This window comes from Psychrobacter sp. NG254 (assembly GCF_015277735.1).
Taxonomy (GTDB): Bacteria; Pseudomonadota; Gammaproteobacteria; order Pseudomonadales; family Moraxellaceae; genus Psychrobacter.
Genome location: NZ_JADHDA010000004.1, coordinates 403,855 through 430,698 on the forward strand (window position 1 = coordinate 403,855; position 26,844 = coordinate 430,698).

General features: G+C 43.2%; 15 protein-coding genes, 1 tRNA gene and 1 pseudogene. 12 read left to right on the forward strand and 5 right to left on the reverse strand.

The window, feature by feature from the left end; all coding sequences use genetic code 11:
- Window positions 1-99 precede the first annotated feature (99 nt).
- On the reverse strand, window positions 100-4,620 hold the full coding sequence (locus IP510_RS09065; RefSeq protein WP_413786475.1) for a UvrD-helicase domain-containing protein: 4,521 nt from the start codon (window positions 4,618-4,620) through the stop codon (window positions 100-102).
- Window positions 4,621-4,784: 164 nt separating this feature from the next.
- The gene (locus tag IP510_RS09070; protein WP_194364458.1) at window positions 4,785-9,317 is read right to left on the reverse strand and encodes an exodeoxyribonuclease V subunit gamma; all 4,533 of its coding nucleotides are present in this window, start codon (window positions 9,315-9,317) and stop codon (window positions 4,785-4,787) included.
- 533 nt (window positions 9,318-9,850) lie between these two features.
- Between IP510_RS09070 and IP510_RS09075 the strand changes: the two genes are divergently transcribed.
- The 9 genes from IP510_RS09075 to IP510_RS09115 all read left to right on the forward strand — a co-directional run bounded on the left by IP510_RS09075 (window position 9,851) and on the right by IP510_RS09115 (window position 18,275).
- Window positions 9,851-10,381 (forward strand): hypothetical protein, encoded by a 531-nt coding sequence (locus tag IP510_RS09075; RefSeq protein ID WP_194364459.1) that lies wholly within the window; start codon window positions 9,851-9,853, stop codon window positions 10,379-10,381.
- A gap of 63 nt (window positions 10,382-10,444) precedes the next feature.
- Entirely contained in the window at window positions 10,445-11,245 is an 801-nt protein-coding gene (locus IP510_RS09080; protein ID WP_194364460.1) for a hypothetical protein, read from the forward strand.
- Between the two features lie 73 nt (window positions 11,246-11,318).
- Window positions 11,319-11,394, forward strand: a tRNA-Arg gene (locus tag IP510_RS09085).
- A gap of 213 nt (window positions 11,395-11,607) precedes the next feature.
- On the forward strand, window positions 11,608-13,074 hold the full coding sequence (locus IP510_RS09090) for a tyrosine-type recombinase/integrase (protein WP_194364461.1): 1,467 nt from the start codon (window positions 11,608-11,610) through the stop codon (window positions 13,072-13,074).
- Between the two features lie 154 nt (window positions 13,075-13,228).
- Window positions 13,229-14,335 (forward strand): hypothetical protein, encoded by a 1,107-nt coding sequence (locus IP510_RS09095; protein ID WP_194364462.1) that lies wholly within the window; start codon window positions 13,229-13,231, stop codon window positions 14,333-14,335.
- A gap of 132 nt (window positions 14,336-14,467) precedes the next feature.
- A complete protein-coding gene (locus IP510_RS09100) occupies window positions 14,468-14,770 on the forward strand; it encodes a helix-turn-helix transcriptional regulator (RefSeq protein ID WP_194364463.1) in 303 nt (100 codons plus the stop codon).
- Window positions 14,771-14,772: 2 nt separating this feature from the next.
- Window positions 14,773-15,057, forward strand: a complete 285-nt coding sequence (locus tag IP510_RS09105) for a hypothetical protein (RefSeq protein WP_227669610.1) — start codon at window positions 14,773-14,775, stop codon at window positions 15,055-15,057.
- Window positions 15,050-15,424, forward strand: a complete 375-nt coding sequence (locus IP510_RS09110; RefSeq protein ID WP_194364464.1) for a hypothetical protein — start codon at window positions 15,050-15,052, stop codon at window positions 15,422-15,424. The genes IP510_RS09105 and IP510_RS09110 overlap by 8 nt, the downstream gene beginning before the upstream one ends.
- 106 nt (window positions 15,425-15,530) lie before the next feature.
- A complete protein-coding gene (locus tag IP510_RS09115; RefSeq protein WP_194364465.1) occupies window positions 15,531-18,275 on the forward strand; it encodes a DUF927 domain-containing protein in 2,745 nt (914 codons plus the stop codon).
- Window positions 18,276-18,583: 308 nt separating this feature from the next.
- Here the strand turns inward: IP510_RS09115 and IP510_RS09120 are convergent.
- Window positions 18,584-21,873, reverse strand: a pseudogene (locus tag IP510_RS09120) (type I restriction endonuclease subunit R).
- A gap of 320 nt (window positions 21,874-22,193) precedes the next feature.
- Between IP510_RS09120 and IP510_RS09125 the strand changes: the two are divergent.
- From IP510_RS09125 to IP510_RS13965, 3 genes are all read left to right on the forward strand, one after another.
- Window positions 22,194-22,430: a hypothetical protein gene (locus IP510_RS09125; RefSeq protein ID WP_194364466.1), complete on the forward strand. Its 237-nt coding sequence runs from the start codon at window positions 22,194-22,196 to the stop codon at window positions 22,428-22,430.
- 120 nt (window positions 22,431-22,550) lie between these two features.
- Window positions 22,551-22,715: a hypothetical protein gene (locus tag IP510_RS09130; RefSeq protein ID WP_194364467.1), complete on the forward strand. Its 165-nt coding sequence runs from the start codon at window positions 22,551-22,553 to the stop codon at window positions 22,713-22,715.
- On the forward strand, window positions 22,708-22,941 hold the full coding sequence (locus tag IP510_RS13965; protein WP_194364468.1) for an HNH endonuclease: 234 nt from the start codon (window positions 22,708-22,710) through the stop codon (window positions 22,939-22,941). The genes IP510_RS09130 and IP510_RS13965 overlap by 8 nt, the downstream gene beginning before the upstream one ends.
- Before the next feature lie 88 nt (window positions 22,942-23,029).
- On the opposite strand, the gene IP510_RS09140 is transcribed toward IP510_RS13965, so the two are convergent.
- Together IP510_RS09140 and IP510_RS09145 are read right to left on the reverse strand one after the other, a co-directional pair.
- Window positions 23,030-24,391 (reverse strand): restriction endonuclease subunit S, encoded by a 1,362-nt coding sequence (locus tag IP510_RS09140; RefSeq protein ID WP_194364469.1) that lies wholly within the window; start codon window positions 24,389-24,391, stop codon window positions 23,030-23,032.
- The gene (locus IP510_RS09145; protein ID WP_194364470.1) at window positions 24,391-26,811 is read right to left on the reverse strand and encodes a type I restriction-modification system subunit M; all 2,421 of its coding nucleotides are present in this window, start codon (window positions 26,809-26,811) and stop codon (window positions 24,391-24,393) included. Before IP510_RS09145 ends, IP510_RS09140 begins: the two co-directional genes overlap by 1 nt.
- Window positions 26,812-26,844 lie beyond the last annotated feature (33 nt).

A 26,844-nucleotide genomic window follows, 5' to 3' on the forward strand; every position in this document is an offset into this window, starting at 1 on the left:
GTATTTTCTCTATGTTTATTATTTGACGATCACACGCTGAATATTCTATTAATTCTTTAGGTTAGTTTGGCTTAGCACCTCTTAAATGAGGTTAGCCTACTAATTTGGCAAGCCAAACAGTGCATCCAAAGCCTTGATAAAGTCGATTGGAATGTCCCAAGTCACCAATCCATAACGGTTATGCTGGCCCTTACTGCTTGAGCCGCTATCATTGGCTTCAGTAGAGTCAGCCAATATGTCAGTAGATTGATAGTTTGAGACATACGTGCCTCGTAAAAACATATACTCCACTGCGCCAAGGTACTTGTGTTCATTGCCTATATAGTCGTCAATTCTTATAGCAAGGAACCGATGTAACGCTACCTGATAGATTGCAGCTTGTAACCAATACCCTGCTTTTGACATCGCTTGTTTGAGGGTGTTTTCGCTATAATCGCTTAGGCTATTTCCTAAAAAGTTGCTTTTATAATCGACCACATAATACTTGCCAGCATGCTCATACACCAAATCAATCTCGCCGCGCAGATAACGATACAAATGCGCTTTATTTTGTGGCACTAAGCTGATGTGCTTGTCTACGTCATCAGGCAGATACTGCTGAAACAGCCTATTAATGTCTTGTGCTCTAAACGTCTCTGACAGTCCCATATTAAATTCTAGCTCGGCAAACCGCTGTTCTGTATCAATAGCATTGAGCGGCTGATTCGATGCCAATAATGGCACCTGTAGCACCTCCTCAATCCAGTTAATCAAAGCCTCATGTTTAGTCGCGTCTATTGAGTCCGGGTTAAACGGGCGGCTATCTGCTTTATTTTTTGCCTGCAGTATACGGCTTTGCTGTTCCACGCTGCTATAGACCAATGGCAACTGATAGCTGCTGATGGCTCTATCAATCACCTGAGGCCACTGTGACTTGTTGCTAAAATCAATTTTTTCAAATATTTCATGCAAAAATGTACCTGTATTGGCCCCTTTCACAAAGGCAAAACGAATGTCATCTTCTGGTTTTAGACTCAACTCAGTCACTGATTCAAGCCATTCATTAATATGGGTTGATGATAGGTTAAAAGCTGAAACATCTGTCATATCGATGTCTATGGCATCGTCAATACGCTCATCTACTACTGCCATCGCCTGCATAGACTCATCTAATTGGCGGGCTAAAGCGGTAAAACTAGTTTTAGCCCAGCCGTAGAAATAGTTGGTTTTCATGACATCTGAAAAAGCCATGTACTCAATCATTTCTGTTGCAGGCGCATTAAGACTTGATAGGTTTGTGGCAAACGCGACATGACTCATTGAACCGACTGCATTAGCATCACTAGAGTCACTGTCATTATTATTGGCGCCAGTGTTGTCGTATAACGCATGCACATTATGCGCGCGTATCATCCCGATAGTGCCCTTAAGCCTATCAGGCAGTTCAAACTTGGCCTCTTCGGATTCAAACCAATAGCATACTGGTCTTAAGGCACAATCAGTGTTTCTATAGGCTTCTTTTAACACTACATAAAGCTGTTCACTGGCTCGAGTAAATGCCACGTAACCCAGTCGTCGCATCTCATCAAAATCTTCTTTTGTCTCAATGTCGGTGTAGTAATCCTTTTTGGTAGCAGAACCTTGTACCGGTGAGAAACGGCGTTGATTGCCAATCGCTTGACTACTTAACGACTCGCTCTCTGGCGTCTGATCCGCTGTCGATTGATGCACCAATACTGAATTTATCAATGCCGAGGGAGATTGTTGGGCATTATATAGATACAGGCCATACTTCTCATTGGTGCCTGATTTTCTACTGGCATCGCCCATACCTAATACATAGACAATAGGAAACTCAAGCCCTTTTGACTTGTGAATGGTCATCAGCTGCACACCAGACTCTGTAGGCAACGGATATTGCTTGGCCCAATCGCTGTTGGGCGAGGCATCTATATGTTGTCTAAACCAAGCCAAGAGCTCATGCTCACCCATATCGATGCCGTATTGCGCCAGCACATCCATGATGTGACGTAAATCCATGATGTGACGGTCGCCTTCTGGATGAGCGGCCAATGCTTGCCATACACCTTGTGGCTGCACAGGGTTTTTATCTAGCAAATAATGCAACGCCGATAAAATACCAAAGTGCTGCCAACGCTGCGCGCCCTCTTTTAGATAGGTAATAAAGTCTTGGTAGCTTTTTTTATTATTTATCGCTGCTGCATTAGTACCATTAGGATTATGATCGTCTATCATCCCTGACTCATGATCCGTCATCATGATTTTGATATCTTTGATGCTGAGGCCGTATAGGTGACTGGTTAGCACCCGATTGATCATGTCATGACGGTATGGGTATAGCATGGCACTGAGTAGCGCTGCCACATCTTCTGCCATGATGGTCTCAAAAATACTGACGTCGCTGGTGGTCAAGGTTGGCACATTGAGTTTGACTAGCTCATCTTCCACCCGCTTTAGATCTTTTTTGGTACGTGCGAGCACCCCAATATCACTGGGCTTAATTGGAATATTTTTTAGTGTCTGACCACTGTTAAGAACGGTCGCAATATGGCGCGCTGTGATCTCAAACTCATCATACTCAAGCTCTTTGTCTCTATCGTAAGGCAGGTGCAATACGCTTACTGGTTGGGCAGACAATACATCCGTCACTAAGGTGCTGCTATGAGCATCTGGCTCATTAGACCAAGACAACTGGTTCTCTGGCTTTGCCGCTTTAATATGCTGATAATAAATACCAGTACCTAGCTGCGACAGTTTATTCTCAGCAGTTGTTGCATCAGCCATGCCAAACCAACAATTGAGCGCATCAATCAAGCTGGCATTTGAGCGGCGATTGATATCCAGCGTCCAAAGAGTGCTTTTATCGAACTGGGCTTTCATATAGTTGTAGTTGGCTACGTCGCCACCACGGAACCCATAAATAGCCTGTTTGGGGTCACCCACCAATAGCAGAAATTCATGATTGGCCCTCCTAGTGGTTGACTGCTTATCACTGTCCGACAGTTTAGATTTATTCTTTGGCAAGTAAATGCTTTCAATCATAATGGCTTGCTCACCATTGATATCTTGCGACTCGTCAATCAGTGCTACCGGATAGTGGTGACGAATATAACGTGCCAGCTTCTCTCCTTGACGACCAGTCAATGCTTGGTTTAGACGCACCATTTGCAAGCTAAACGTCGTCTCACCACGTTCTTCTAGGATAACTGGCAACCTATCACGTACGGCCAGCACAATATGGCGATTCAGATTGGCCAATACCGTAATGATGTATTCATCAAGCTTGTTGCTTTGTTCAACATAGCGCTTGAAGTCACGAACGACTGGCAACTCATTAAATATTAAGTTAACTCTCTCACCGTCCTTTGGCTTATAGAACTGCTTACCGATATCATCTGTCTTTTGAAAAGCCTCAATCAATTTTCCTGTTTTATTGTTTTTATCAGATATGAACTTATAAGCCGCCGGTCCATAATCCTCTAATGCTTGAATAATTTTAGGCCATGAATCTCTATTATTTTGAAGCTGCCCTTTAGGAACCTCATAATATTCACCGTCAGACTCAAAGAAAGCATCAAGCTCAGCGCTGCGCTTAATAATTTCACTGATCAAGCGCTCGTAACCTTCGAAAGAGAAATCACTTACTACCACCGCATCAATCGGCGCAGAGATAAAGTTAAGCGAACGTGTCACATACTTTTTATGATCGTTAGCCGCAGTCAACTTGCCTTGCTGATCCATCAATGCATATAGTTTGGGCTGCTCACTATATAAGCGGCTTTGAAACTGTCGCAGCTCATCATGAACAATACTGTTGGTCACCTGCTCAATACTACTGTCCTCAATAATGCCCATGCCTTGTTGATGACCGGTCTCGCTACTGTATTCCGTCAACCATTTTTGCGCCAAGCTATCGAGCGTGCCCACAAACAGTTTATCCAGCGTGGTCAACACCAATGCGGTACGCCTAATAGCCTCTGTCATTGGGTAGCTGTATACATGATCCAGCAAATAACCGACCAGATGTAGGTTGATGGGATCTTGCATGATGCTATCTAAACGAGCGTACTTGGCCTGATCAATCAGCCATTCTTCACGCGTAGTTTTGGCCTGACTACGTTTTCTCGCCGCTGTTTTTTGGTTCTGCTCATCACTGTTATGTTCATAAGCGAGATCTTGATTGGTATCGTCAGCGCCAGCTTCAGTGCCTGTATCAGCATCTGTACTCATGACTGAATCAGACTGCTTGTCTATGTTGGCCGGTTTACCAGTGTCAGGCATCACTTGCAATACGGCAGGATATAAAGTGTCCTTATTATTAAGATCTGTACTTAGGCTATTCACCCATTGCAGCAATTGATAAAAATCCACCAAACGATCATGAATACGTTGACGCATCTCGGCAGCAGCGGCTCGCGTAAAGGTCGTGGCAATGATTTGCTCTGGTGCACGCCTCGCTTCAATCAGTAGGCGCAGTACGATGCCCGTAAGTGTCCACGTTTTACCAGTACCTGCCGAGGCCTCAATTAAGTGTCTGCCCATTAGATCAACATCAACCGCAGGTATCACACCTGTTTTGCGTTCACTCATGTGCTCACTGTCAGTCGTATAAGTCGACATATCAGCAGAATTATGCAATTGATGTGAGTGCCCATCGAGCACATGCAGCTGATGAGCAGCTTCGTTAAGAGAAGTGGTGTTGGGCAAGTCTGTCATAGGGGCGTACACTTTTAATTATTATTTATGGGTCTAACGACTGGCAACTACCTGGCTATCGAAATGCTCTAACTATCTAAGCCTTCTAAGGCCGCAAACATTGGTGCGTATAACGGCTGTGCTAAGGTGGTCAATGAGGCTGATAAGGCCTTAAAAGCATCTTGATCACGCAACACATACTGCCAGATGGCATGCTGCGAGCACGTATCGTATAGCGTGTCTGAGAAATAACTCGGCCTTAACCAGTCTGAGAAGTCTGCGCGTTTTGGCCAATAACTCACACCCTCTTCGACATTTGCGCACTTATCAAGATAACTGAGTGCATACTCAGGCAGTAAGGTAATAGGCACTTGACCCGATAAATTGGCAAAAACTGCCCACTTTATCAGCTCAATCACTGCGTCGTTATATAGGATAGGGCTGAGTCTAAATGCGATTACTTTGTCGTATGCATCAACTTGCGAGCTGGGCTTATTAAAACGCCAAATGCTCACGCCGTCATTGGATGCTACTTGCTCGGCAGTAGTGCGTCTGGCCACTTGCCAATATAAATGCGACAACCAAAACTTGAGTAAATGCTTGGGACCAGCAGAGCTAGGTAATATATTTAACCAATGCGTGGGTGACTGCTTGGCATAAGACATGTCTGTCTGAATATGTGCTTTATGGTGATGGCCATCTATTGGCATTGATGATGGTGCTGATATCGGTACTGGTATTGGTACTGAGCCTTTCATCTTAATCATGTTGGGCAGTAGCTTGTACAGCATCTCGTGATCAGCGTCATTTAAGACCGTCGCCAGTTCTATCTGAACAGGATGCTCGGTGGTGGGCGTCAATAACTGTAAACCAGTGGTATTTTCTTCTGCCTCATCAAAACCACTGGCTATTAACTGCTCTTTGAACGCCAAACATTGCTGTTGTAGTTTCTGTTGTTGGTTGGGAATGGTGGTTTGGCGAGCGACACCTGCTGGTATGATCTTTTGATACATCAGAATTTGGCTGTCTTGCATGGCAGCACTGTTGATATCCGTCGCACTTTCTTCATCGATGCTATTGTTAGTATTAGAGGCCAAGCCATTGATTAGATGCGCTTTAATTTGGTAAGTCGTTAAATTGTCTAAAAACAACGGCTCTTGATGCGCCATCGCCTCCTCGCCTTGCACCACATGTACTTTTTGAGTCCGCAGAAAAGCTTTGGCAGGATGGCGCACCTGATACACCAATGCTCCTTCAATATCTATTTCATGTGTATCAAATATAGATTGAGTAAGCATCTCAGTCAGATGCTTGATATCGCCAGTGTCATTTTTGTTGACACTACCTGTTTCTAGCGATAGAAGCTCGACCAATACAGGCAGCGTTTGTGCATCTATTTGACCCAGCTTACCCAACCCTTGACCCAGTACCTGAGCGACTGCTTTGTATTGCGCTTTTGTAGGTAAACCAACCAGCTGCGCGTGCTCACTGGCAACTCGACCTTTTAAAGTATCAAACACAGCCTGCCAAAGTGGCGCTGGCGGGAACTGCTTTTTTTGTGCCAGTTTGGTTTTGCGCATGGCTGTATTTAGCATAGCGTCTAGCTCGTCAATCATATCAACAGGGCTGTCATCCTGAGCATTGACACCGACACCGACACCGACATTAATACTGACACTGGCATCAGTAGACGCTTGGTCAAACACATCAGCAGCTTCAATCTCTGTTTCAAACAGACTTTTATGAAAGGGTAACGCAGGATGCTCTGTCACGAGCCACTGTTTAATCAATTTGGGCAAATAGCGCTTTAGACTGTCGGTGGTTGAGTCAATATTATCAGGCAAAGTGTCGAGCGAGTTGACTTGCCACTGTACCTCACCCTGCAAAAACTGTAATAACTCACTAACAGGGTTGGCTGGCAAATGCTCATGCGTGTCTGTCAAGCTTTGGCCATTATAGAATATCCAGCAAGCACTACGCGCGCACAGTAACGCATCCAAAAACGCCCCATTATCATCATCCTCACTCACTCTATCACCGCGACGAGCATTGGTGGCTTTCATCAAATCGTATCGGTTGTCACGGTCGCGTGCAGGAAACTCAGACAGATTCATGTTGAGCATCACCACTAAGTTAAAAGGCACATTTCTCAGTGCGCCAAATCGCCCAAAAGTAATCACACCCGTCGGCTCAGCACTGACCTGTTGACTCTCAAGCTCCGCCTCAATACTGTCTAGCATAAAGCTCAGTTTAAGCGGTAACTGCTCCACGCCTGCCAGCCTCTGCTCGACCTCGCTGTTGGCGATATCGCCACTAGAGTACTGTTTATAATGACGGTTGGCACGTAAGCTGGATTTAAAGCCGTTCATGGCATTATAGATAGCGCGCATGGTACGCGTTTGATCCACATCGCCAAAGTAACGATGGATGACTTGGGTCTCAATCTGATCGAGCCAGTCCTCAGCTTTCATCTTTTGGGTATGATCATCACGGCGGGCAGTCAAGCCAGTATAAATACGGCAAAGGGCTTCAACAATAATCGCATCATTTAGGCTCACTTGAAGCAGCGGTATGGTTTTCTCTGGCAATGCAGTACTCGGCCACTCATCTGGTGTTAAAGGATACAAACAATCGCTCAAACCAGCCTCTGGCATCACCAAACCCAAAGTCAATGTATCCAGTGCCTGTGCAAAGCTAAAACGATAGTCAAAGTCATTGGCATCTAAGGTTTGTTTAAGATGTTGCTCATCAAAACCGCGGATAAAACCTGCCTCTATCAACAAATCACACCCACGGCTCATTTGTTCGCGGGTTAGACCAAAACTTTCAAACAATGGCGGCAGCATCAGCCAATCTAAAACCTCTGCCGCCTCAAAACGGGCGCTGTGGCTGCCCAGCAGCTTATAAAATCCAATAATGGCTTCCCATAATTGACGAATATCCGCATCGACGACACCAGTCACTTTGGCAGGCAATGTCAAACCATCTTGACCCTTACCATTGACAAAAATAGAGCTAATGAGCGCATGATGGCGCTCTACGTCGGGTAGCAACACAACAATGTCAGATATATGGCGATTTTTTTCACCGCGTTTGATGGGTTCGTTAAGCCAGCGCCCAATCATGATACGCAGCACTTCGAGCTGACGCTGCAGACTATGACATGAATGTATGCTTAGGCTATTGTCTTGCGAAGACATTGCCCAAAAACGGTCTATCTCAAAGCGCTTATTCTCTAGTGCCTCATCTTCATACCAAGCGGCGGCTTGCGACTCTTTATCATAACTTGGCTCTAGTTGCTGACTCACTGCTTGAGAGACTTTTGCCGCTGTTGCTTGCTGAGTGGCTGTCTCATCAAGCATCAGCACATCATTTTGCAAGCGCCTTAACAGACTTGGGCTATGTTGCATATTCTGAGTATTGTTAGTCTGATCAGCATCAGTAGGATCACTATTTAAGCCAACGCTCAGCGTATCATCAAAATCATCTTGCCATTCTACCAGTGCATCGTCGTATTGCTCATTACCCGACAAGTTAGCAAGCATGGCGAAAGCATCCCGCGATTGCTTGCCCAGACGCGATAGCAAGCTGTGCCCATAATCGCGCAAAAACACGCTTTCAGGATTGATAATCTGCTGGCGCTGCAACCAGGACTTATCGACAATATCTGCCCAAAACAGCTTTGATGGGTTGTAGTGCAGCAGTGTGATATTCATGTATTTTGATAGCTGCTGCAAGAAATCCAGCTCGGTCTGTGGCAATTGCTGAATGGTAAAAATGCGCAGAACAGTGGGCAGCTGCGCACGTTCATTTGCTTGGTTACTGTCTAAAGCTGACCAAAAGGTTTTTTCGAGCGCCACACGGTGCTGATGCACATCAGCAAACAACTGCAACCATAGAAACCGCTGAGCAATCTCGAGCTCCGCGTAATGCGCCACCAACCAATCAGGCGTGCCGCGCGCATACTTATCAAAGCGCAGTGACAAAGCATCTTTCTCAGCTATCATCTCATCCACATTGAGCGGCCTGTCATCCGACCACTTTGCCAACCAATCTTCACGGTGGGTTAAATAGCGGTTAAACACTCGTGCCAAATCACTTGCCAGCTGCCAAATGCGGGCATCTTGTTGTGCCTTATCCTGTCGCACATTGTCTTGCTGTAAATTATCTTGCTGTGCATTGCCTTGTTGCGCCTCTGCATCCGGCTCATCAATTAAAGAGGCCAGCAGTGGGTTTACTGGATGTTTTTCATCTGCAACAATGGCTGCTTGATAGTAGGTCAAATATCCAAATAACCGCCATTGCATCACCGTTGGTGACAACACAGCCACTTCTGGCACATTCAATGTAATCGCTGTTGGGTCTGTCTGTAACAAATGCGCATTATGGCGACTTAGCACATCCTGCATCAGCGTCCATTGATACTGACCCCAAAACTTGGTACGCACTAATGTACTGATGCCTGCACGACTGGCAATGGTTTTGTCCAACCAATCCCCAAGTACCATTGAGGGCACAATCACAATAAAAGGTGCAAAGACCGACTGGTTCTTTGACTGATATTGTTCAAGCAATTTATCGACGAGGTTTTCGGTACGGTGCGACTGAATAATGGTAAACATAGACAATTATCTGATTAAAATAGGAATAAAATACTTTGGCTTATAAAGGTGGCGTAGATACGGTATCGTTGACACTTTTGAAGGCGCTAAAAATAGAAGCGCTAAAAAACCCGAGCAACCATTGATATAGTCAGTTCAATATAATTTCGATACAAGGAAACCGAGTGCAAGTTATACATTAGTATGCTTAGCGAGGATGACGATGTAGCGGACTTATATAGACTTGACTATACTCACCAATGCATACTTGGTTGTCGTTACGATGATGCATTTCTGCTAGCATGTTTGTCTTAAACCATACATAACCACTCAAAGATGGCCAAACAAAGCCGGCTATCAGTGTGCCATTGATGGTGATCGTTTACTAGTATAGTTACGGGTATTGTAATACTTTACGACATTCAGTGTCGCTCTATAGTACTATTTATATGTGTGTCTATAGAAGAGAATCTCGCTTTCTGTCTCTTTAAGACAGATCAGCGCTGACGATTTATTTTAACCAACAAGTCTAATTAACGAGAGCATGTAATATTATGCCATTGCGCCCCATTGATGCCATATTTGTTCACCCAAAGCAACGTCTGTATGTTGTCTATTATCGCGGCGAGCTGTGGCGATTGCCACGTATGAAGATTGATGACAGATCGTGGCAAAACAGAAAACCCTACACAGATGACAATAGCTCACTCTACCTAAGTATTCATCAGTCTATTAGCGATCCCGTACTCGCGCAGAAATTACGAACATTAGACTTACCTACTGCCGTACGGGGTAGTACGTTAGCGCGTTTTGAAGCATGGTGGGAAGCACAGGGTTTTAGCTGGCTAAAAGATAGGCTGAGCACTGGTGAGTCGCCGTTAGCGGCGCACCACACCAACCCACTGTCAAAAATGTTTGACAACCCACCTACCTTACCTTCAGACTCTCACCCTTCTCTACCCAGCGATAATAAAAAGTTCAGTCACAGGGGTAGCGTACAAGCCTCAACACCTGCCATAGAAGAAGATGTGTTTGCAGATATGTTGGCAGTATTGACAGAGGAAGTGCTCGATCAAAAGCTTTGATATCTCAATACAAAATATCGCGTAACCATTAAAATGAATCCATTAATAAAAGAGCAGTAATATATGAAAGACTACAAGCTGCTACTGGCTGGACTGATTTTGCTATTATTGACCGCTTTTATTGCCATCTTTACCTGGCTATGGATCAACAACCGCAAAAATACAGACCCGTTACCTGTCATGGTAAGCACAAACGAATCTACGACTGTAGAGGATGGTGGCGATGAAGCTTTGAATCAAACACTCTATATCCGAGCAGAAGAAAACCTACAAGCCCCTTTAGATGACATTATTGCTAGTTTTAAGTCTCGCTATCCTCGAATACAGGTTTCGGCAAGCTATGTACCTGCCAATGTACTTTTGGCTGTATCAAAAAACGAGGCGACTAAAGACAGTCAGCTCCATGCTGTCTTTGATACAGATATAATTATCGCTAATGAGGATCTATCTATAGAACGCATTGCACCACTACAAGCAAACATAGAATCGACTCTCCAAAAAGAAAATCGGCAACAGACAACTGTCAATACAGCTGATGCTGATGTCTCTAACGCTGAAAATAAAGACATAGATACTGCCGAAAACAACCGTAAACAAATACAAACCATCAGTGCTTTTGACTATGCGATTGAAGATAAAAAAGCGCTGCAAGGGATTGTTTTGACAGACAGTACGACTGCTATTAGCTTTCGAAACTTCCTACTTTCAAGTACGGGTCAAGAAATATTAGAAAAATATAATTATCATAATATTAATGGTTATGAAAACAGTGTGAATGACTTGTTCAAACCAACGTCACGTGCTAAAAAAGCAACAGGTGATAATCCCGTAGATGTCGCTGATGCCCTTAGCAATGGTGAGTAATGATAAATTGTCTCTATTTGTCTTTTGTTGATTGCTTTTACGACTGCTTTTTCCTACAATGTCACTCCATAATGCGCCTATAGCTCAACAGGATAGAGCAGTTGCCTCCTAAGCGATCGATCCGAGTTCGAGTCTTGGTGGGCGCACCAATTATTGTATTCAGACATAACCTCGCATTACCCCAATCCGCTACAGCCCCCGAATTGACTTACATTACGTCTTCCTGCATCACTTGTCATTACCTAGCAGCACCACTACACTGTTGTTAAATATGTTGTTAAATATTCAACAAGAGCGTTATTTGTTGTTAAATTCTCTTAGGTTTTGTTGTTAAAACCTCTCCACGCCTTTAAGGCCAAGTCATGACAAAGAGAAAAGACTACCAGTTGACGGATGCTGGCGTAAAATCTATTGCCAAACAATCACCACCTAGTAAAATTACACGCCACGGTGATGGCAATAATCTATATCTAATACAACATCCAAACGGTTCCCTATTTTGGCAAATGGCTTATCGCTATCAATCTAATAAAGATCTCAAACCTAAGCAAAAAACCTATCAGATAGGTATCTACAAACCAGCCAAACTAGATATAGATTCCTCCTTCAAACCAGAAGTATCGTTAAAACAAGCACGATTGGCACGTGATAAAGCTAAATCATCACTTGACGACGGTATTGATCCTACCGACCAAAAAAACCTTCATAAAAATAACTTTGAGCAGAAAGATTTATTTAAAATTATTGCTAACAGTTATATCAATGACAAGTCAGAAACCACGCCCAAGAATATTCAAAAGCTGCATACCTATTTAGACAAGCATGTCTCACCACATATAGGTGACTATCCTATAAATGCTATTACTGCTCAAGATGTTATTAAAACTGGATTAGCAATTCAAACGTATTTTGAAAAGCAAGGTAAGTGGACGACTGACACAACACACAAGTGCGTGGCGTTTATCAGTTCGGTTTTTGAGTATGCTATCAACACGCTAGGTTATGATCTTATTAATATTGCTCATGGACGCAGTAGAGCGCTGAGACCTCATAAGGCTGAGCGTATGAAAGCAGTAGAACAACACCAATTCCCTGAGCTACTGCGTAATATTGATCAATACAGTGTAGATAATCCAAATGCTCATGAACAGACCGTCGCGGGCATGCAATTAATGACGCTGTGTTTTGTTAGAACAAAAGAGTTGAGGTTTTTTGAATGGTCAGAGATTGATTATCATAAAAGCGTTTGGCGAGTGCCAGCGCACAAGATGAAGATGCGTCAGGATCACATTATCCCCCTATCACCACAAGCTATGGCTATCATCGAGCGTATGCGTCCCATAACTGAGCGGACAGGCTATGTTTTCTACAACTTTGAGCGCAGTAATCCATATAGCGAAGTATGGTTTAATCAAGCATTAAAGCGCATGGGCTACACAGGTGATCCCTACCCTAAAATGACGGGACACGGATTTAGACAGCTTGCGAGCACAGGATTGTATGAGCTGCAGTTTCCAGAAAACATTATTGAAGTCCAGTTAGCCCACCTTGAACAATCCAGTGTTAAAAAACGATACGACCTCTCAGCCCACTTAGCAGAACGTCAAATTATGATGAACCGTTGGGCAGACCACTTAGACGACTTGCGAGCTGGAAAAGCGGTTAGCTTTGACCTTTTAACGCCTAGTGAGGTATCGAGCGAGATAGGCAGTCGCAGGGTACAGGCCACAGATATAGAGTTACATGATAAAGAAACGTTAATAAAAAGCTTGCAAGCTCAAGGTATATCGCCTGACTTATTGGCTCAGATCGCCGGCCAAATAACCTAATATTACATCTTCAGTATTGCTCTGACATATCAAATTTTATAGCGTTATGCGCTGTCATCACAAACGTAAGACTAGGATTAATATCCGAACTCCAGCCACCGCACCCTTATGCTGTTGATGTCTTGCTTCTATTTTATTTTAAGGGTGTATAGGTATGAATGTGCATAAAAATATAGCTTTAAGTTTTAATACTGCAGAATATTACAGCATGCAAGAAGCTAGTGAGTATCTGAACACCAAATACAATGTTGATAATATAACACCTAAAAAGATACTAAAAAGAATCTATGAGTTTGATGTAGACAGCTATTTTTACGGAAAAGGTTTTTACTTACTTGGAACACATTCTATAAGTGATTTAGATGATTTAGATGACTTAGATAATTTAGATAATTTAGATAATTTAAATAATTTGGATGACTTAGATGAAGGAAGTGAAAACCTCCAAGATTATATTAATAAAATAGATTCTTATTTAATATTCTGTGACTTTATGCCTTCAATGCACTGTATAGGCAATGGTTTATTTATGAAGCTAAATAAGAGAATGATAGGGCAACTTGTGTTTTCAAATCGTATTGAAGTTAGTGATGAATGGGCAGATCTTGAAGGTTTGTTACCTCAAGATAGACTTGACGCTAATCCTAATGATACTGAAGAGTTTTTGACACCTAATTTCATCCCTAGAAATAATAGAGACGACGGCTATAAATTCAATAAAATCAAAGTAGAGCGAAGCACATTCTTACCAATTTTACCGAAAGAATATATTGATGACATAGGACTTCAAAAAGCATTAAAAAGAATTAATCTAACTGTGTTAGAACATTACCACTTCAAAGACTACCAAATTGAAAGTTATGAAGGCTCAAACATTATTTACAGTAACAAAGATACGATCGTATTAAATTTAGAAGTAACAAATGAAGATGTTTTAATTTTACATAAAGATTTAGAAAAGTTAGAAAAGCATATTATTGACTACCAACAACCTATAGATGAGATTTCGGAATTTAAAAGGAAAGGCGTCAGCCCAAAACTACTGAAAGCAAAGTTAGTTGCTAATGCGCACGCACAATATTTGTGGTCAAAAGACTATGATAAAAAAATCCGAATTGGTGAGATGTGCGAGCTTATATGGAGCTATTTAATTGATACTGAACATAGTGAAATGCTTCCTGAAAGGAAAGCTACTTTAAAGAAATGGCTTAGCTTGATACCTGATTATGCTAGTGAAGCAGGGAGACCAAACGAAAAATAATGTATGGCAACTTAGGTTTATATAGATGAACCTAAGTTGCCATATTTTCTTTGACCTTCAACATGCCTATCATTTATCTCATAGCAACCAGCCATTACCGGCAATCACTCTAACCGCTATGAGGTGAATATTATGAAACTCAACGATCAATATCTAAGAATGGCAGACCTTGCTAACCAATCGGGACGCATCGCCAAGACCTATACGACTCAATCAGGACAACAGCGCACCGTCACTGCTAAGAATGCTACACGCGGTATAATCGGATTCTCTGCTAAACACATCTACCATCTCATCAGTCAAAATCAATTCCCAACGCCCATAAAAATTGGACGTGCGAGCTTATGGCGTTTGTCTGATATTAATCACTGGGTAAATTCTCACAACGAACAGCCAGACTCAGACAATCAATCCAATAATCTAATGGGAGCTTAGTCATGATGACATCAAAACCCATTGAGATTTTAAAACCACGCCTAGTAGCAGTTGACAGTCATAAGTTAGACTACATCGATGAACTCATTCAAAACTATTCCAATGACTGCGAAAGCTTGGCTTATGCACTTAATACAATTGAAGCAGACGACCCAGCGTCAAAGGGTGTGATAGTAGCGGTGAGATCCGCCTTACTCGCTATCAGTACACATGCCAGCGAATTGAGCTCAGGCATCATGCGAGATATTGTCTCATTGCCTGAAGTCGAGGTATCAAGCCATGAATAGTAATGACAATAAAACCCAGCTAGAAGCTCTTAGCGGCTTACCTGATAACGCCTTGTCTATCAGCCAAACTAGCCAGCGCAAAATAATTGATATGACCACTGATAATGATAGAGAAGTCGTTGTCTTATCAGCACATGATCTATCAGATATTGCCTGTGATATTGAAGGAGTCGTCGCTGCATTGAATGATATTGGGCATCTATTATCTCTTGTTCACCATGCCAAGATGCAGCCACATATCATTGTAAATATGTCACATTTAAGAAATGATTCTGTCAATACATGGATGAATCTATTAAATGCAAGATTAGAGAAAGTCAATCAAACCTTAGCATTGACTCGTTACGGCAAGGAGGTAGCACAGTGAGAAGCTACCCACCAAAGCAAAGCCGTAAGTATTCCAAGCGTAAGAGCTACTACAAGAAATATCAAGCTACACGCAAGCCGAACCAGTCGCCAGCAAGGGGTAAAAGATGACCCCTACACCACAAACGATAGACAATAAAAAAGCCCATGCTGACAACATGGGCGCTGATACTCTCTTACAAGGTTGCAAGCCAGCTACAGAGAAACAACTGGCAAACTGTCCATTCTTGACCAAGCTTTACAGCATGGTAGAACCTGAGCGACTGCTATTTTCTACAGACGACACTACTATATATCATGGTGATGATATTGGCAAAACTGAAGCGACAGCTGGCACAATAGCTATAGCAATCACCGACAGACAAAAGCAACCCGTAGGCGCTGTGTTCTACACACCAAACAGCAAAGCTACGCTTATTGTCATTGATCCTACAGGGTATGGAGCTATCGTCATTGGTGACACGAATAAAGCTAATGAGGTGCTTGCGTTTGATAATTTGGATAACGGTATTGATACTTATGCGTGCCTGATGGCTAGTGACAAGACTATTATTATCAGCCCTCAAAGAACAAAGCAGTGCTTTAAAAAGATGGTGCAGCATTGGAGCAGCGGATCACAGGTCACCATACCGATGACTATAGATAACAAAGGGATGATAAATCTACTGGCAGGCGTGAATGCTAGGGCATTGGTTACCGTGGCTGATATGGTCACGATGCTACATGCTAATCATAGCTATGAGGCGATACTGGCCGCTGATGATACCCAGCTAATCAATTTAAAAGATACCACTTACTATCCTGAATGGCGCGACGACAAAGTACCGCAACTGAATACGCCTATGGTTTATGATGATGGTCGCTTTGAGCTATACCATGATGGTCTGTTTTTCGTGAAGTACGATGACAGCGATCCTAGCAATATTCTATATAAGCAAAAAATGTTTGTTTGTTCTCCCATAGAGATTATTGCTAAAACACGGGACACAAGCAGCGCTACATGGGGGCGGTTACTGCAATGGCATGATGATGACAGCGTGTTACATACGTGGTCAATGCCGTTAGCGTTACTGCAAGGTGATGCCCGTGAGTATCGCCGTGAGCTTGCCAGTCAAGGATTAAGCATTACTACCAATGGCAAGCAGCGCAACTACTTAGATGCTTATATTCAGGACTACCCTATTCACAAACGAGCATTATGCGTGGATAAGTTGGGCTGGCATAAGGAGCAATACATATTACCTAATGGGACGATAGGTAGCGATGGCAAGGAGTTGATTGTCTATCAGTCTGCTAATGCAATTAATAGTACTTTATCCCAAAAAGGGACATTAGTTCAATGGCGTGATGAGTTATGCAGACCACTAGCAGAGCAAAGCCGCTTGGTTTTTTCTATTGCTTGCGCTTTTGCTGGTCAATTACTTTCGCTATTAGAATCTGACGGGGGTGGTTTCCACCTTTTAGGCTCATCAAGCATGGGTAAATCTTTATCGCTTAAGTTGGCTGCTAGTGTATGGGGCAATCCTGATAAGTATGTTAAGACATGGCGCAGCACTGATAACGCACTTGAGGGCACAGCAAGCGAGCATAACGACAGTTTTCTGCCACTTGATGAGATCAGCGAATGTGCCCCCAAAATAGTAGGCAAAGCCGTTTATATGCTAGGTAATGGTCACGGCAAAGGTAGAAGCACGACTACAGGACACAACCGCATAGCCAAAGAATGGCGCATTATTTTTTTATCCAATGGTGAAGAGTCGCTGCAAAACATCATGGCGCAAGCAGGACAGAAAACCAATGCAGGTATTGAGGTTCGGGTAGCACATATAGATGCTGATGCTGGCAAAGGCTTAAAGACTTTTGATAGTTTGGTATTGGCACCCACAGGCGCAGCGCAAGCCGATAAGATCAACGAGCTATCACACGCTTATCATGGTGTGGCTGGCATAGCATGGCTTGAACATATCACCACTGATAAGGCAGCGACCACAGCCACCGCTAAGCAGCTTGTAACAGACTTTATGAGTAAGTATAGCGACCTTGCACCACAAGCACATAGAGTGGCTAAACGGTTCGCTATTGTTGCCGCAGCTGGTGAGATGGCAACTCAGGCAGAGATAACAGGCTGGCAAGCAGGACAAGCAACCACAGCCGTTATGACATGCCTTGATAATTGGCTTGATAACTATGGCCGCGATGGTGAGCATGAGCAGCGCCAGATCATCAAACATATTCAGTCGTTTATTGAACAGCATGGATCAAGTCGTTTTGAGCCGCGCCATAGTCACCGATGCCCAGACTTTGAGCCTAAAACTTCTAACCGTGTAGGCTATCGCAATACTAATACAGGTGACTATTATTTCTTAATGAACACCTTTGAAAAGGAAGTCTGCCCACCTTTTAATGCTAAAAAAGTCTTGCAAGTTTTGGATGATGCCAATCTTTTAATGCGTAATCAAGGAGATCGTAAAGCATATAAATCACCAAAAACACTTTTTATAGAGCGTGACCCCTTCTATGCAGTTACAGGTAATATCTTAAGTTATGACATCAATAGAAGTACTGGGACAGCGGAGACGAACGGGACAGACCATACAACGAAAGAGCTAAAGACCGTCCCAAGTATCAAAGTCTTATTGGGACAGGTGGGACAAAGTAAATATAAACCTGCTAATTTGTCCCATTCGTCCCAAGCCCTAAAAAGTACTGGGACAGCCACGAATCCAGTAATCAGAGTCGCTGTACCGTTGTCCCAAGTGTCCCACACTGAAAAGGCAGTTACAGCAGCTAATGTTATTTCTGAGCCAGATAACGAGATACCACCATTTGGTATGATAGCCAATTATGCATAGCTGACAACTATCTCGACGACTGAAATATTGAAAGGCATACGTTAATACGCATGCCTTTCTTACTGTTTGTACTCTGATGACAGCAAAGAAAAATATTGGAACCAAAACAGCCAAATTGTGGATATTTGGAACCAAAACACGCCTGTTTTCTCTTTGGTTCCAACATAAAAAACCACTCTTAGCCCAGTCATGGAAAGTGATTCAGCTTGGAACCAGAGATAAATTTGGAACCAAAAAAAAGCTGGAAAAATGGAACCACTTTGGTACGATTATAGCGAGAGGACGCTTCTTAAAACTAATCTGAAATATTACATCGTTGCCTCAGCACCCAGCTTCGTATCAAGCATCAATCGAATAAACTGTTTAAACCGATTCGGGTTCGACAGTAAATGCATGGTCATGTCTTCAAACGTACCCTTGGCATCAAACATAGCGTCCTCGGCAGCGTTTGGATAGCCGCCCAGCATAATCTGATCAACACTGTTATTGGTGAACTGCTTGACCACAATCTCGTTCTCCGTGACCTTATCCCAAATGGTATTCATAAAGTTCACTTTGTCCTTATCGGTAAAGTCCTCATCAGCAAAAACCTCGTTTAATCTATCAATAATCTGAGACAGTAGCGCCTCTTGTTTATCTTTGGGTGTTGCTGTACCTGCTCCACTGCCACCATCTAATTGATACTCAGACTTGCCCTCTTGTAGCTTTAAGTCCTGCTGATGCAACTTTGAGACGCGATAATGACTCATGACGATGTTACTTAGATCAACCTCATCTTCATTGTCCACGCTTTCACGTAGTAGAGGCTGTAGGTTACGAGCGTATAGGCTCAGTTTCTCTAACTCTTTGTCGTCATAGTCCACGATTTGCGACATAAACTCATACTGGCGGGTAAAGGTGCCTAAATCCTTTTTGAATATTTCTAGCGCGTCTTGATCGGCCTTAAAACCTTTGTAGTCATTCTCAGCATTGGTCATCAGCACCACATCGCCCGTTGCTTTGGTACGCTCAAGCATCACTTTGGCGTGCTGTGCTTGCTCACGTGCCAGCTTGTACTTCTTTTGCCAACGCTCAACTGCTGGCTTGCAGATATTACTAATGGCGGCGTTAGACTTGTTTTTACTATAGAAGGCCTCAACGAATTGCTCGACCTCATGCCATAAGAAAATTTGAGGTGCACGCAGTCTTTCAGAAAGATCAAACACCTTATCAGGGTCAGACACATCCGCTAAGGTTGCGGTCTCATAGTATGGCTGGAAGGCTTCAAGAATATCGTTAGGATCATTAAAGAAATCGAGCACAAACGTGCCGCTCTCTGCTTTGCCCTATAGGTACGGTTCAGCCGTGAAAGCGTCTGTACGCAATCCACGCCCGTCAGTTTCTTATCCACGTACATGGCGCACAGTTTGGGCTGGTCAAAGCCTGTCTGGAACTTGTTAGCCACCAGCATCACTTGATAGTCATCACTGTCAAAAGCTTTACGCAGATCGCGGCCTTTTAACCCGATGTTCATATTATGCTCGGTGAACTTCTCGCCAAGTAATGCGCCGCTATCAGGGTCATTGTCATTAAAGGTGACTTCCCCTGAGAACGCGACCATGGCGTTGATACGATGATAGCCATTCTCTGCGATATAGTTATCAAAGGCTAGCTTATAGCGTACTGCTTCCTTACGGGAACCTGTTACTACCATCGCTTTGGCTTGGCCACCTAATAAACCTTTAATGTTGTCATTAAAGTGCTCAATGATGATCTTAACCTTCTGCGCGATATTGTGTTCATGCAAGCGTACCCAGTTATTGAGCTTAATCTTGGCGCGGCGAGTATCCACTTCATCATCAGCAGCGGCCAGCTTTTGCTTGAGCTGATAGACCACTTTGTAGTTGGTGTAGTTCTTGAGCACATCTAAGATAAAACCCTCTTCAATGGCTTGGCGCATTGAGTAGACATGATAAGCGGCTGGCAGGTTATCTTTAGAGGCTGGCAAGTCAGGGTTAGGTAAGCGTCCAAACAGCTCAATGGTTTTTGGCTTAGGCGTGGCGGTAAAGGCATAGTAGCTGAGGTTTGGACTGCTACGGCGTGCGGCAAGCGTGGCATCCAATATGTCTTCGCTAGATAGCGGCGCATCATTCTCGGCAGCATTATCAACAGTACCGCCTTGCTTACTCTCTATATCACCTGATACCAACACTTCTTTAAGCTGGCGTGCGGTAGAGCCTGTCTGTGATGAGTGTGCTTCATCGGCGATGATGGCATAACGGCGCGACTTGAGCACACTTGAGTCTTCAATGGCTTTGAGTACAAACGGAAAGGTTTGAATGGTCACGATAATAATCGGCTGAGAGTTTACCAATGCGGCCGCAAGTTGCTCAGACTTTGAGCCGTCACTCTCTTTTCTATTGATCTTACCGACCACGCCATCGGCATGTTCAAACTGATAGATGGTGTCCTGCAATTGGTCATCAAGCACGGTACGGTCGGTGATGACAATGACTGAATGAAACTGTTTATCGCCGTCGCTGTTGTACAAGGTCGATAGCTGATGGGCAGTCCATGCGATAGAGTTAGACTTACCTGAGCCTGCACTATGTTGAATGAGGTACTTTTGACCAGCGCCTTCATTAATAGCGGCATTAACCAATTTGGTTACCACGTCCCACTGATGATAGCGTGGGAACATCATGATCTCTTTTTTGGACTTGCGCCCAATAGCGTCCTCTTCCTCATCGATCTGCAAGTGCATAAAATGGCCGAGGATGGCGAGTAAGTTCTCTGGTGTGAGTACTTCATTCCATAGATAGTCAGTGGCATATTGGCTGATATCGTCAGGGATATCGTTACCCGCGCCGCCGTCACTGGTGCCTTTGTTAAATGGTAAGAAGTACGTGCTATCGCCTGCCAGCTTAGTTGTCATATAGACTTCATATTGACTGACCGCAAAGTGAACCAATGCGCCACGCTTAAACGTCAGCAGCGGCTCAGGCTTTTTAGTATCAAGGTCTTTTGGCAGGCGTGTCTTCTTATACTGAGTAATCGCATTTTGTACTGCTTGCTTAAACTCAGACTTTAGCTCCATCGTTGTGACAGGTAGGCCATTGACGAACAGCACCACATCGATACGGTTACGCTTAGCGACTTTACCGTCTGTACTGTCTTTTATACTGGTATGAGGGCTATAAACCACCTCAGGAACGACACGGCAGATATTGGCCTCATAGCGTGCCATGGTCTCAGGATTAAGGCTGTGCTCAGGCTTAAACTGGCATAAGTCAAAACGTGCGTTACGAATCTTTAGGCCATGACGTAAGACGCCCAATGTGCCATAGGTGCGCGAGGCTCTATCGGTAGCGTGCTCATCGGCCTTATTGAGCTGCTTAACCAGTGCGGCGACAAAGTGACGCTCTGAATCGATAGGAAAGGTGCGGCAAAACTTCTCCCATTCCTGTGGCTGGGTGGTCTGCACAAAGTCGAGCACGTCTTGCTCGTATAGTGCGGTCTCTGCCTGATAGCCGCTGGCATGACCTACTTGCCAGCCATGCGCTTGCATCTGAGTGACAATATCGGCTTGGAAGACAGATTCGTGGGTTGTGTCGGTCATATTAATTTACTTAATTATTTAGTGGTTTTAATAAATTTTATATGAAATAAGATAAAAGAGTTACAACCATTAATATTGTGTTGAACTCTTCTATTGGCTTTCATAAATGAGAAAGCGCCAATGACAGTCTGATGCCCCTACGAAAAGATAGCACCCTTTGATAGATGTTCGCAAACTTTGGCTTTAAACAATATATCTCCTACTATCACATGTTAATTGTCAAAATTTGGCGTAGAATATTCTGAATAAATATCAATAATATTTATGATGTAAAAATAATTCTATTACTTTAGCTTTCGTTAGTTAATCGGAGAATACAAATGAATAAAAAGAATATTGAAATAAAAATTTTAAAAAAAGGGGATGAGGTATCAAGTGTCTTTAACTATATGGATGGTATGGCAATATCTGTTAAAAGAAAAAAAGGTAACGTTGATATTATACTACTCAATCAATCAGATGAAGGCTTACCACAAATTACATCTACTTGGACGATAAGTGAGGGTGATAATGAAGTGGTAGTTAGTAAAGGTGATTTGAAGATCTCTACATTCTGAGGTGATGAAATGAAATGTAGTAATTGTGGTCAAGAAGGACATAACCGTCGCACATGTCAAGCCTTATATCTAGAGAACAACTTACCTAGGGATAGAGCACTTATTTTAAGACTTGATAATATGACAGAAGACGAACAAAACAGAATGCACTCAGAAATAGTCAAATTAAAGAAAAAAGAAACTTCTGACAGTGTCATTGCTACACTAGTAGAAGGCAAAAGCAGCGAACTTCCAAGTAAGATAAAGGCTATACATTCTTCAATAGAAGACCAATGTGATGAGTAAAAGTCGACCTTACTCACACACTAAGCAGCAACGTGAAATAAAGAGATTACAAGCTCATCTCTGTATCGTCTGTTGGAATACTGAAAAAAAAGAAGCTAGAGGACACCATCTTATACCTTACTCTGAAGATGGTAGCTCTAATATTATTAACTTTGTCACTCTATGTAACGATTGTCATAAAAAATATCATAATGGGAAATTAAAAATTGATATATATAGGTTCTGATTTTTATAATAATTATTTAAGATATAGAATGTATGGCAGCTTCCAAAATTCAAATTAAACTATATCTTAAAAGTATAAAAAATGAGACCTAAAAAGCTTCAATACTAAGCGCCCGCCAGCCCCGCACATCAATCTTACCCGTAACCGCAGCAGATATTAAAGCGGTGCGGCGTTCTTGCATGAGTTGAATGGCTTGTTCTGCTTTATATATTAGATGGTTAAATCTAGCTTTCTCATCTTCTATATATTTGATGATTGCTTCTATCTCTTTTTTAGGTGGTAAACCTATTTCGATACCGCCAACAGTTTCAGTATTTAAATTTAACTGAGTACCCATCTTCCCTAGACCTAAATAAGCTTGTCCTGCTTCAAAAATATAAAAAAGAAACTTATTATTAATTTTTAAAGTTGGAAAATAAACAAATCCATCATGAATACATGCTTTTGATATTGTTATACATGGCTTGCCTACAGTACCCGCGATACTCAAAAACAACTCACCTGCTTCTAACTTGACACTTAAAGAAGCGCCTAAATCAGACAGACGCTGTGTTGTCGTATCTAAGTACATACCCGCTCTAGAAACATCTGCAATACGTGTCCAAGCATACTCACCTTCGTCATCAAAATATTTTTGGTCAGCGATAGGTCTTGGACTAGCACCTCGTTTTATCTCAGATAAACGTTTAATACCTTTTACCTCCCAATGCTCAGGCACTTCCCCTAACCATTCAACATCTGAATCTTTCATCGTCGCATCAGGGTTTAAGCCTTTGGTCACGGCATGACTGATCACCGCTTGGCGCTTTTCTTTTAATAGTTGGATAAGCGTTTGCTGTTTTTCGATTAGAGTATCGATTTGGGCGGTTTCGTGGTCGAGGAAGTTGGCGATTTGAGCTTGATCTTGAATAGTAGGACGCGCAAAAGTGAAATTCAGTATATCCGAAATATTTAAACTAGCTTGGTTGGCTGTACCATGAGCGTTTAAATCTAAATGCTCTCTATAAACATCAGTTTGTATAAGATAGAATAGAAATAAATTACTTAGGACATTGTTCTTAGGTGAAAGCACTACCGTATTTTGATTTAACAGACTACCATCAAGCTCGAATGGCAATATACCAATCTGCCCAACGGCACTATTTTTAACATCTGGAGTACTTCCTACAGTACTTATTATTATCTCTCCTTCCTTCAGTACAGATTTAGGATATATCTCGGAAAAAGAAGATGGCAAAAATACTTCTGACTGACGAATAGTCTTATCTTTAATATCACTTGCTTTTACTACCCTTATACCTATATCAGTGAAATCAGCTGACTTAAAAGCAACTCCTTTTCGTGTATTTAGATAAAGCTTAAGTGGTGAAACACTCCACTCGCTAGGAACTTGACCCAACCACTCAACCCCAGAGTCCTTATACTCTTCATATTGTTGATACTTCGCCATTACGAATGCACCTCACCCAACAACTGCATAATCTCACTACTAACCGCATCCAAGTCCTCATCGATATCGGCAAGCGCGCGCGGTGGCTCGTACACATAGAAGTGACGGTTAAACGGAATCTCAAAACCCACAATGCCGATCTCTTCATCGATGGCATCTGTCTTGTCGCTATTGATCCACGCATCAGGCACATGCGGCTGCACTTCATGAGCAAAGTATGCCTCAATTAATTCGGTGGTGGTCAGGCTTGGGTCAAGCGGTACGTTTTCATAATCGCGCAAGTCGCTGTCTGTTTGGAACTCTACAATCTTGGCTGGCTTGTCTGCTTTTTGATTAGTCGCGGTAGGTTTATAGCTAAACGCACCATAGAGCGGACTTTCAACCTTAAGCGCTTTTTTGATGACGGGTTCTGCTTCAGGATTTTTCCAAGTGATGGCATCCATCAGCTGCTTTTTCTCTTTAGCATCAAGACTAATATCTAAACTGGCATCAGCCTCTTTTAACGCTTGTTTGAGCACCTTCTCAAACTCATTAAAGTCATCGAACTGTTTTTCACCGATAGCCGCTTGCAAGGCTTTGGCTTTATTCATAATCTCAAGCTGATCTTGCCAGAGCTTTGCATCGAGCACGTCTTTAATTTGCTTTTCTTTTAGCTCGCTAAAGTCTACCTTAATCATTGCCCGAGCTTCTAACGTGACGTTTGATAAGTCGCCGTAGCTTTTACTACTGTCATTACTGTCGCTATCAGTTGTCCAGTTACTACCAAATGCTTCATACAGCGCTGGCATGACCATATCAAACGGTTTAGAGGCATAACGTAAGGTTTCGATGGAATCGTCGGATAGCTGAGCGGATAGACGTAGCGGACGCTCAATGGTGATACGGCGATAGCCAAACTCATGAGTGGCAAATATCTTACTGGCAAAAGTCTTGGCAGGCTCAGCTTTAGGATTAGCAGACTGACGGCCACGGTTAGACTTCACCTCTTCAGGCTTATCTAGCACGCGCGCATCGACTACCTCAAAGTCACCAAAGCTGCGGATAATGGTCTTGATATCATCATCGCTCATCTCGTTACGCTTTGAGCCAAGTGATTTACGCATCTTGCCGTATAGGTTACTGCCATCGATCAATTGCACATGGCCTTTACGCTCAGGCGCTTTCTTATTGCTTAATACCCATACATAGGTAGCGATACCCGTGTTGTAGAACATATCGGTAGGTAGGGCGATAATGGCCTCTAGTAAATCAGCCTCTAAGATATAACGGCGAATCTCACTCTCGCCACTTCCTGCGCCGCCTGTAAATAGCGGTGAACCATTTAAGATAATACCGATACGGCTGCCTTGGTTACTGTTTTGACCATTACTAGCTTCTTGCTCACCACCTTGCTCGTTACTAACGATCGGACGCATCTTGCTAATCAGATGCATCAAGAATAATAGCGAGCCATCAGACACGCGCGGCAAGCCAGCCCCAAAGCGACCATCAAAGCCTTTTTGCTCGTGTTCGTCTTTGATCTCACCTGATATCTTTTTCCAATCTACCCCAAAAGGTGGATTCGATAGCATATAGTCAAACTTCTCAGCGACCAGCTGATCGCTAGACAAGGTATTGCCCAGCTTAATGTTATTCACCTCTTGCCCTTTGATCAGCATGTCAGCTTTACAGATGGCATAAGACTCAGGGTTGAGCTCTTGCCCATAGGTACGCATGACCGCATCAGGGTTCAGCTCTAGCACGTATTCCATACCAGAGGATAGGAAGCCGCCCGTCCCTGCTGTTGGGTCATAAATGGTGCGAATAATGCCGTCTTTGGTCAATGCGTCATCATCTTCCATAAATACCAGTGAAGTAGTCAGGCGCACAATATCGCGCGGGGTAAAATGCTCCCCAGCAGTTTCGTTTGAGCTCTCTGCAAAGCGGCGGATTAACTCTTCAAACACAAAGCCCATTTCATGGTTAGAGATAGCGTCAGGGCTAAGATCGGTAGTGGCGAATTTCTGCACCACTTTATACAACAAGTTAGCATCGGCCAATTGCCCAACAAACTCTTCAAACTTGAAGTGTTCAAATATCTCACGCGCGTCTTTAGAGAAGGATTGCACGTACTTGTTTAGGTTATCTTTGATATCGCTCTGACCCATCTTGCTCAAATCCATGGGCGAGGTATTATAAAACGCATGCTTGCTGGCACGTATGATGAACTTTTCTTGTGCTTCCTCTGGCAGACCTTTCTCAGCGATACGCTCACTCTCGGCAACCACAGCCGCTTTGGTGTCTGCTAATACGCACTCTAGGCGGCGCAGTAGTGTGAATGGCAGGATGATGCGGCCGTATTGAGACTGCTTAAAGTCACCACGTAATAGATCAGCGACAGACCAGATGAAAGCCGCTGTTTGAGAGAAGTTTTTGGTCATGGGTTCGTCTTATTGTTTGTTTGGCAAGGTTGA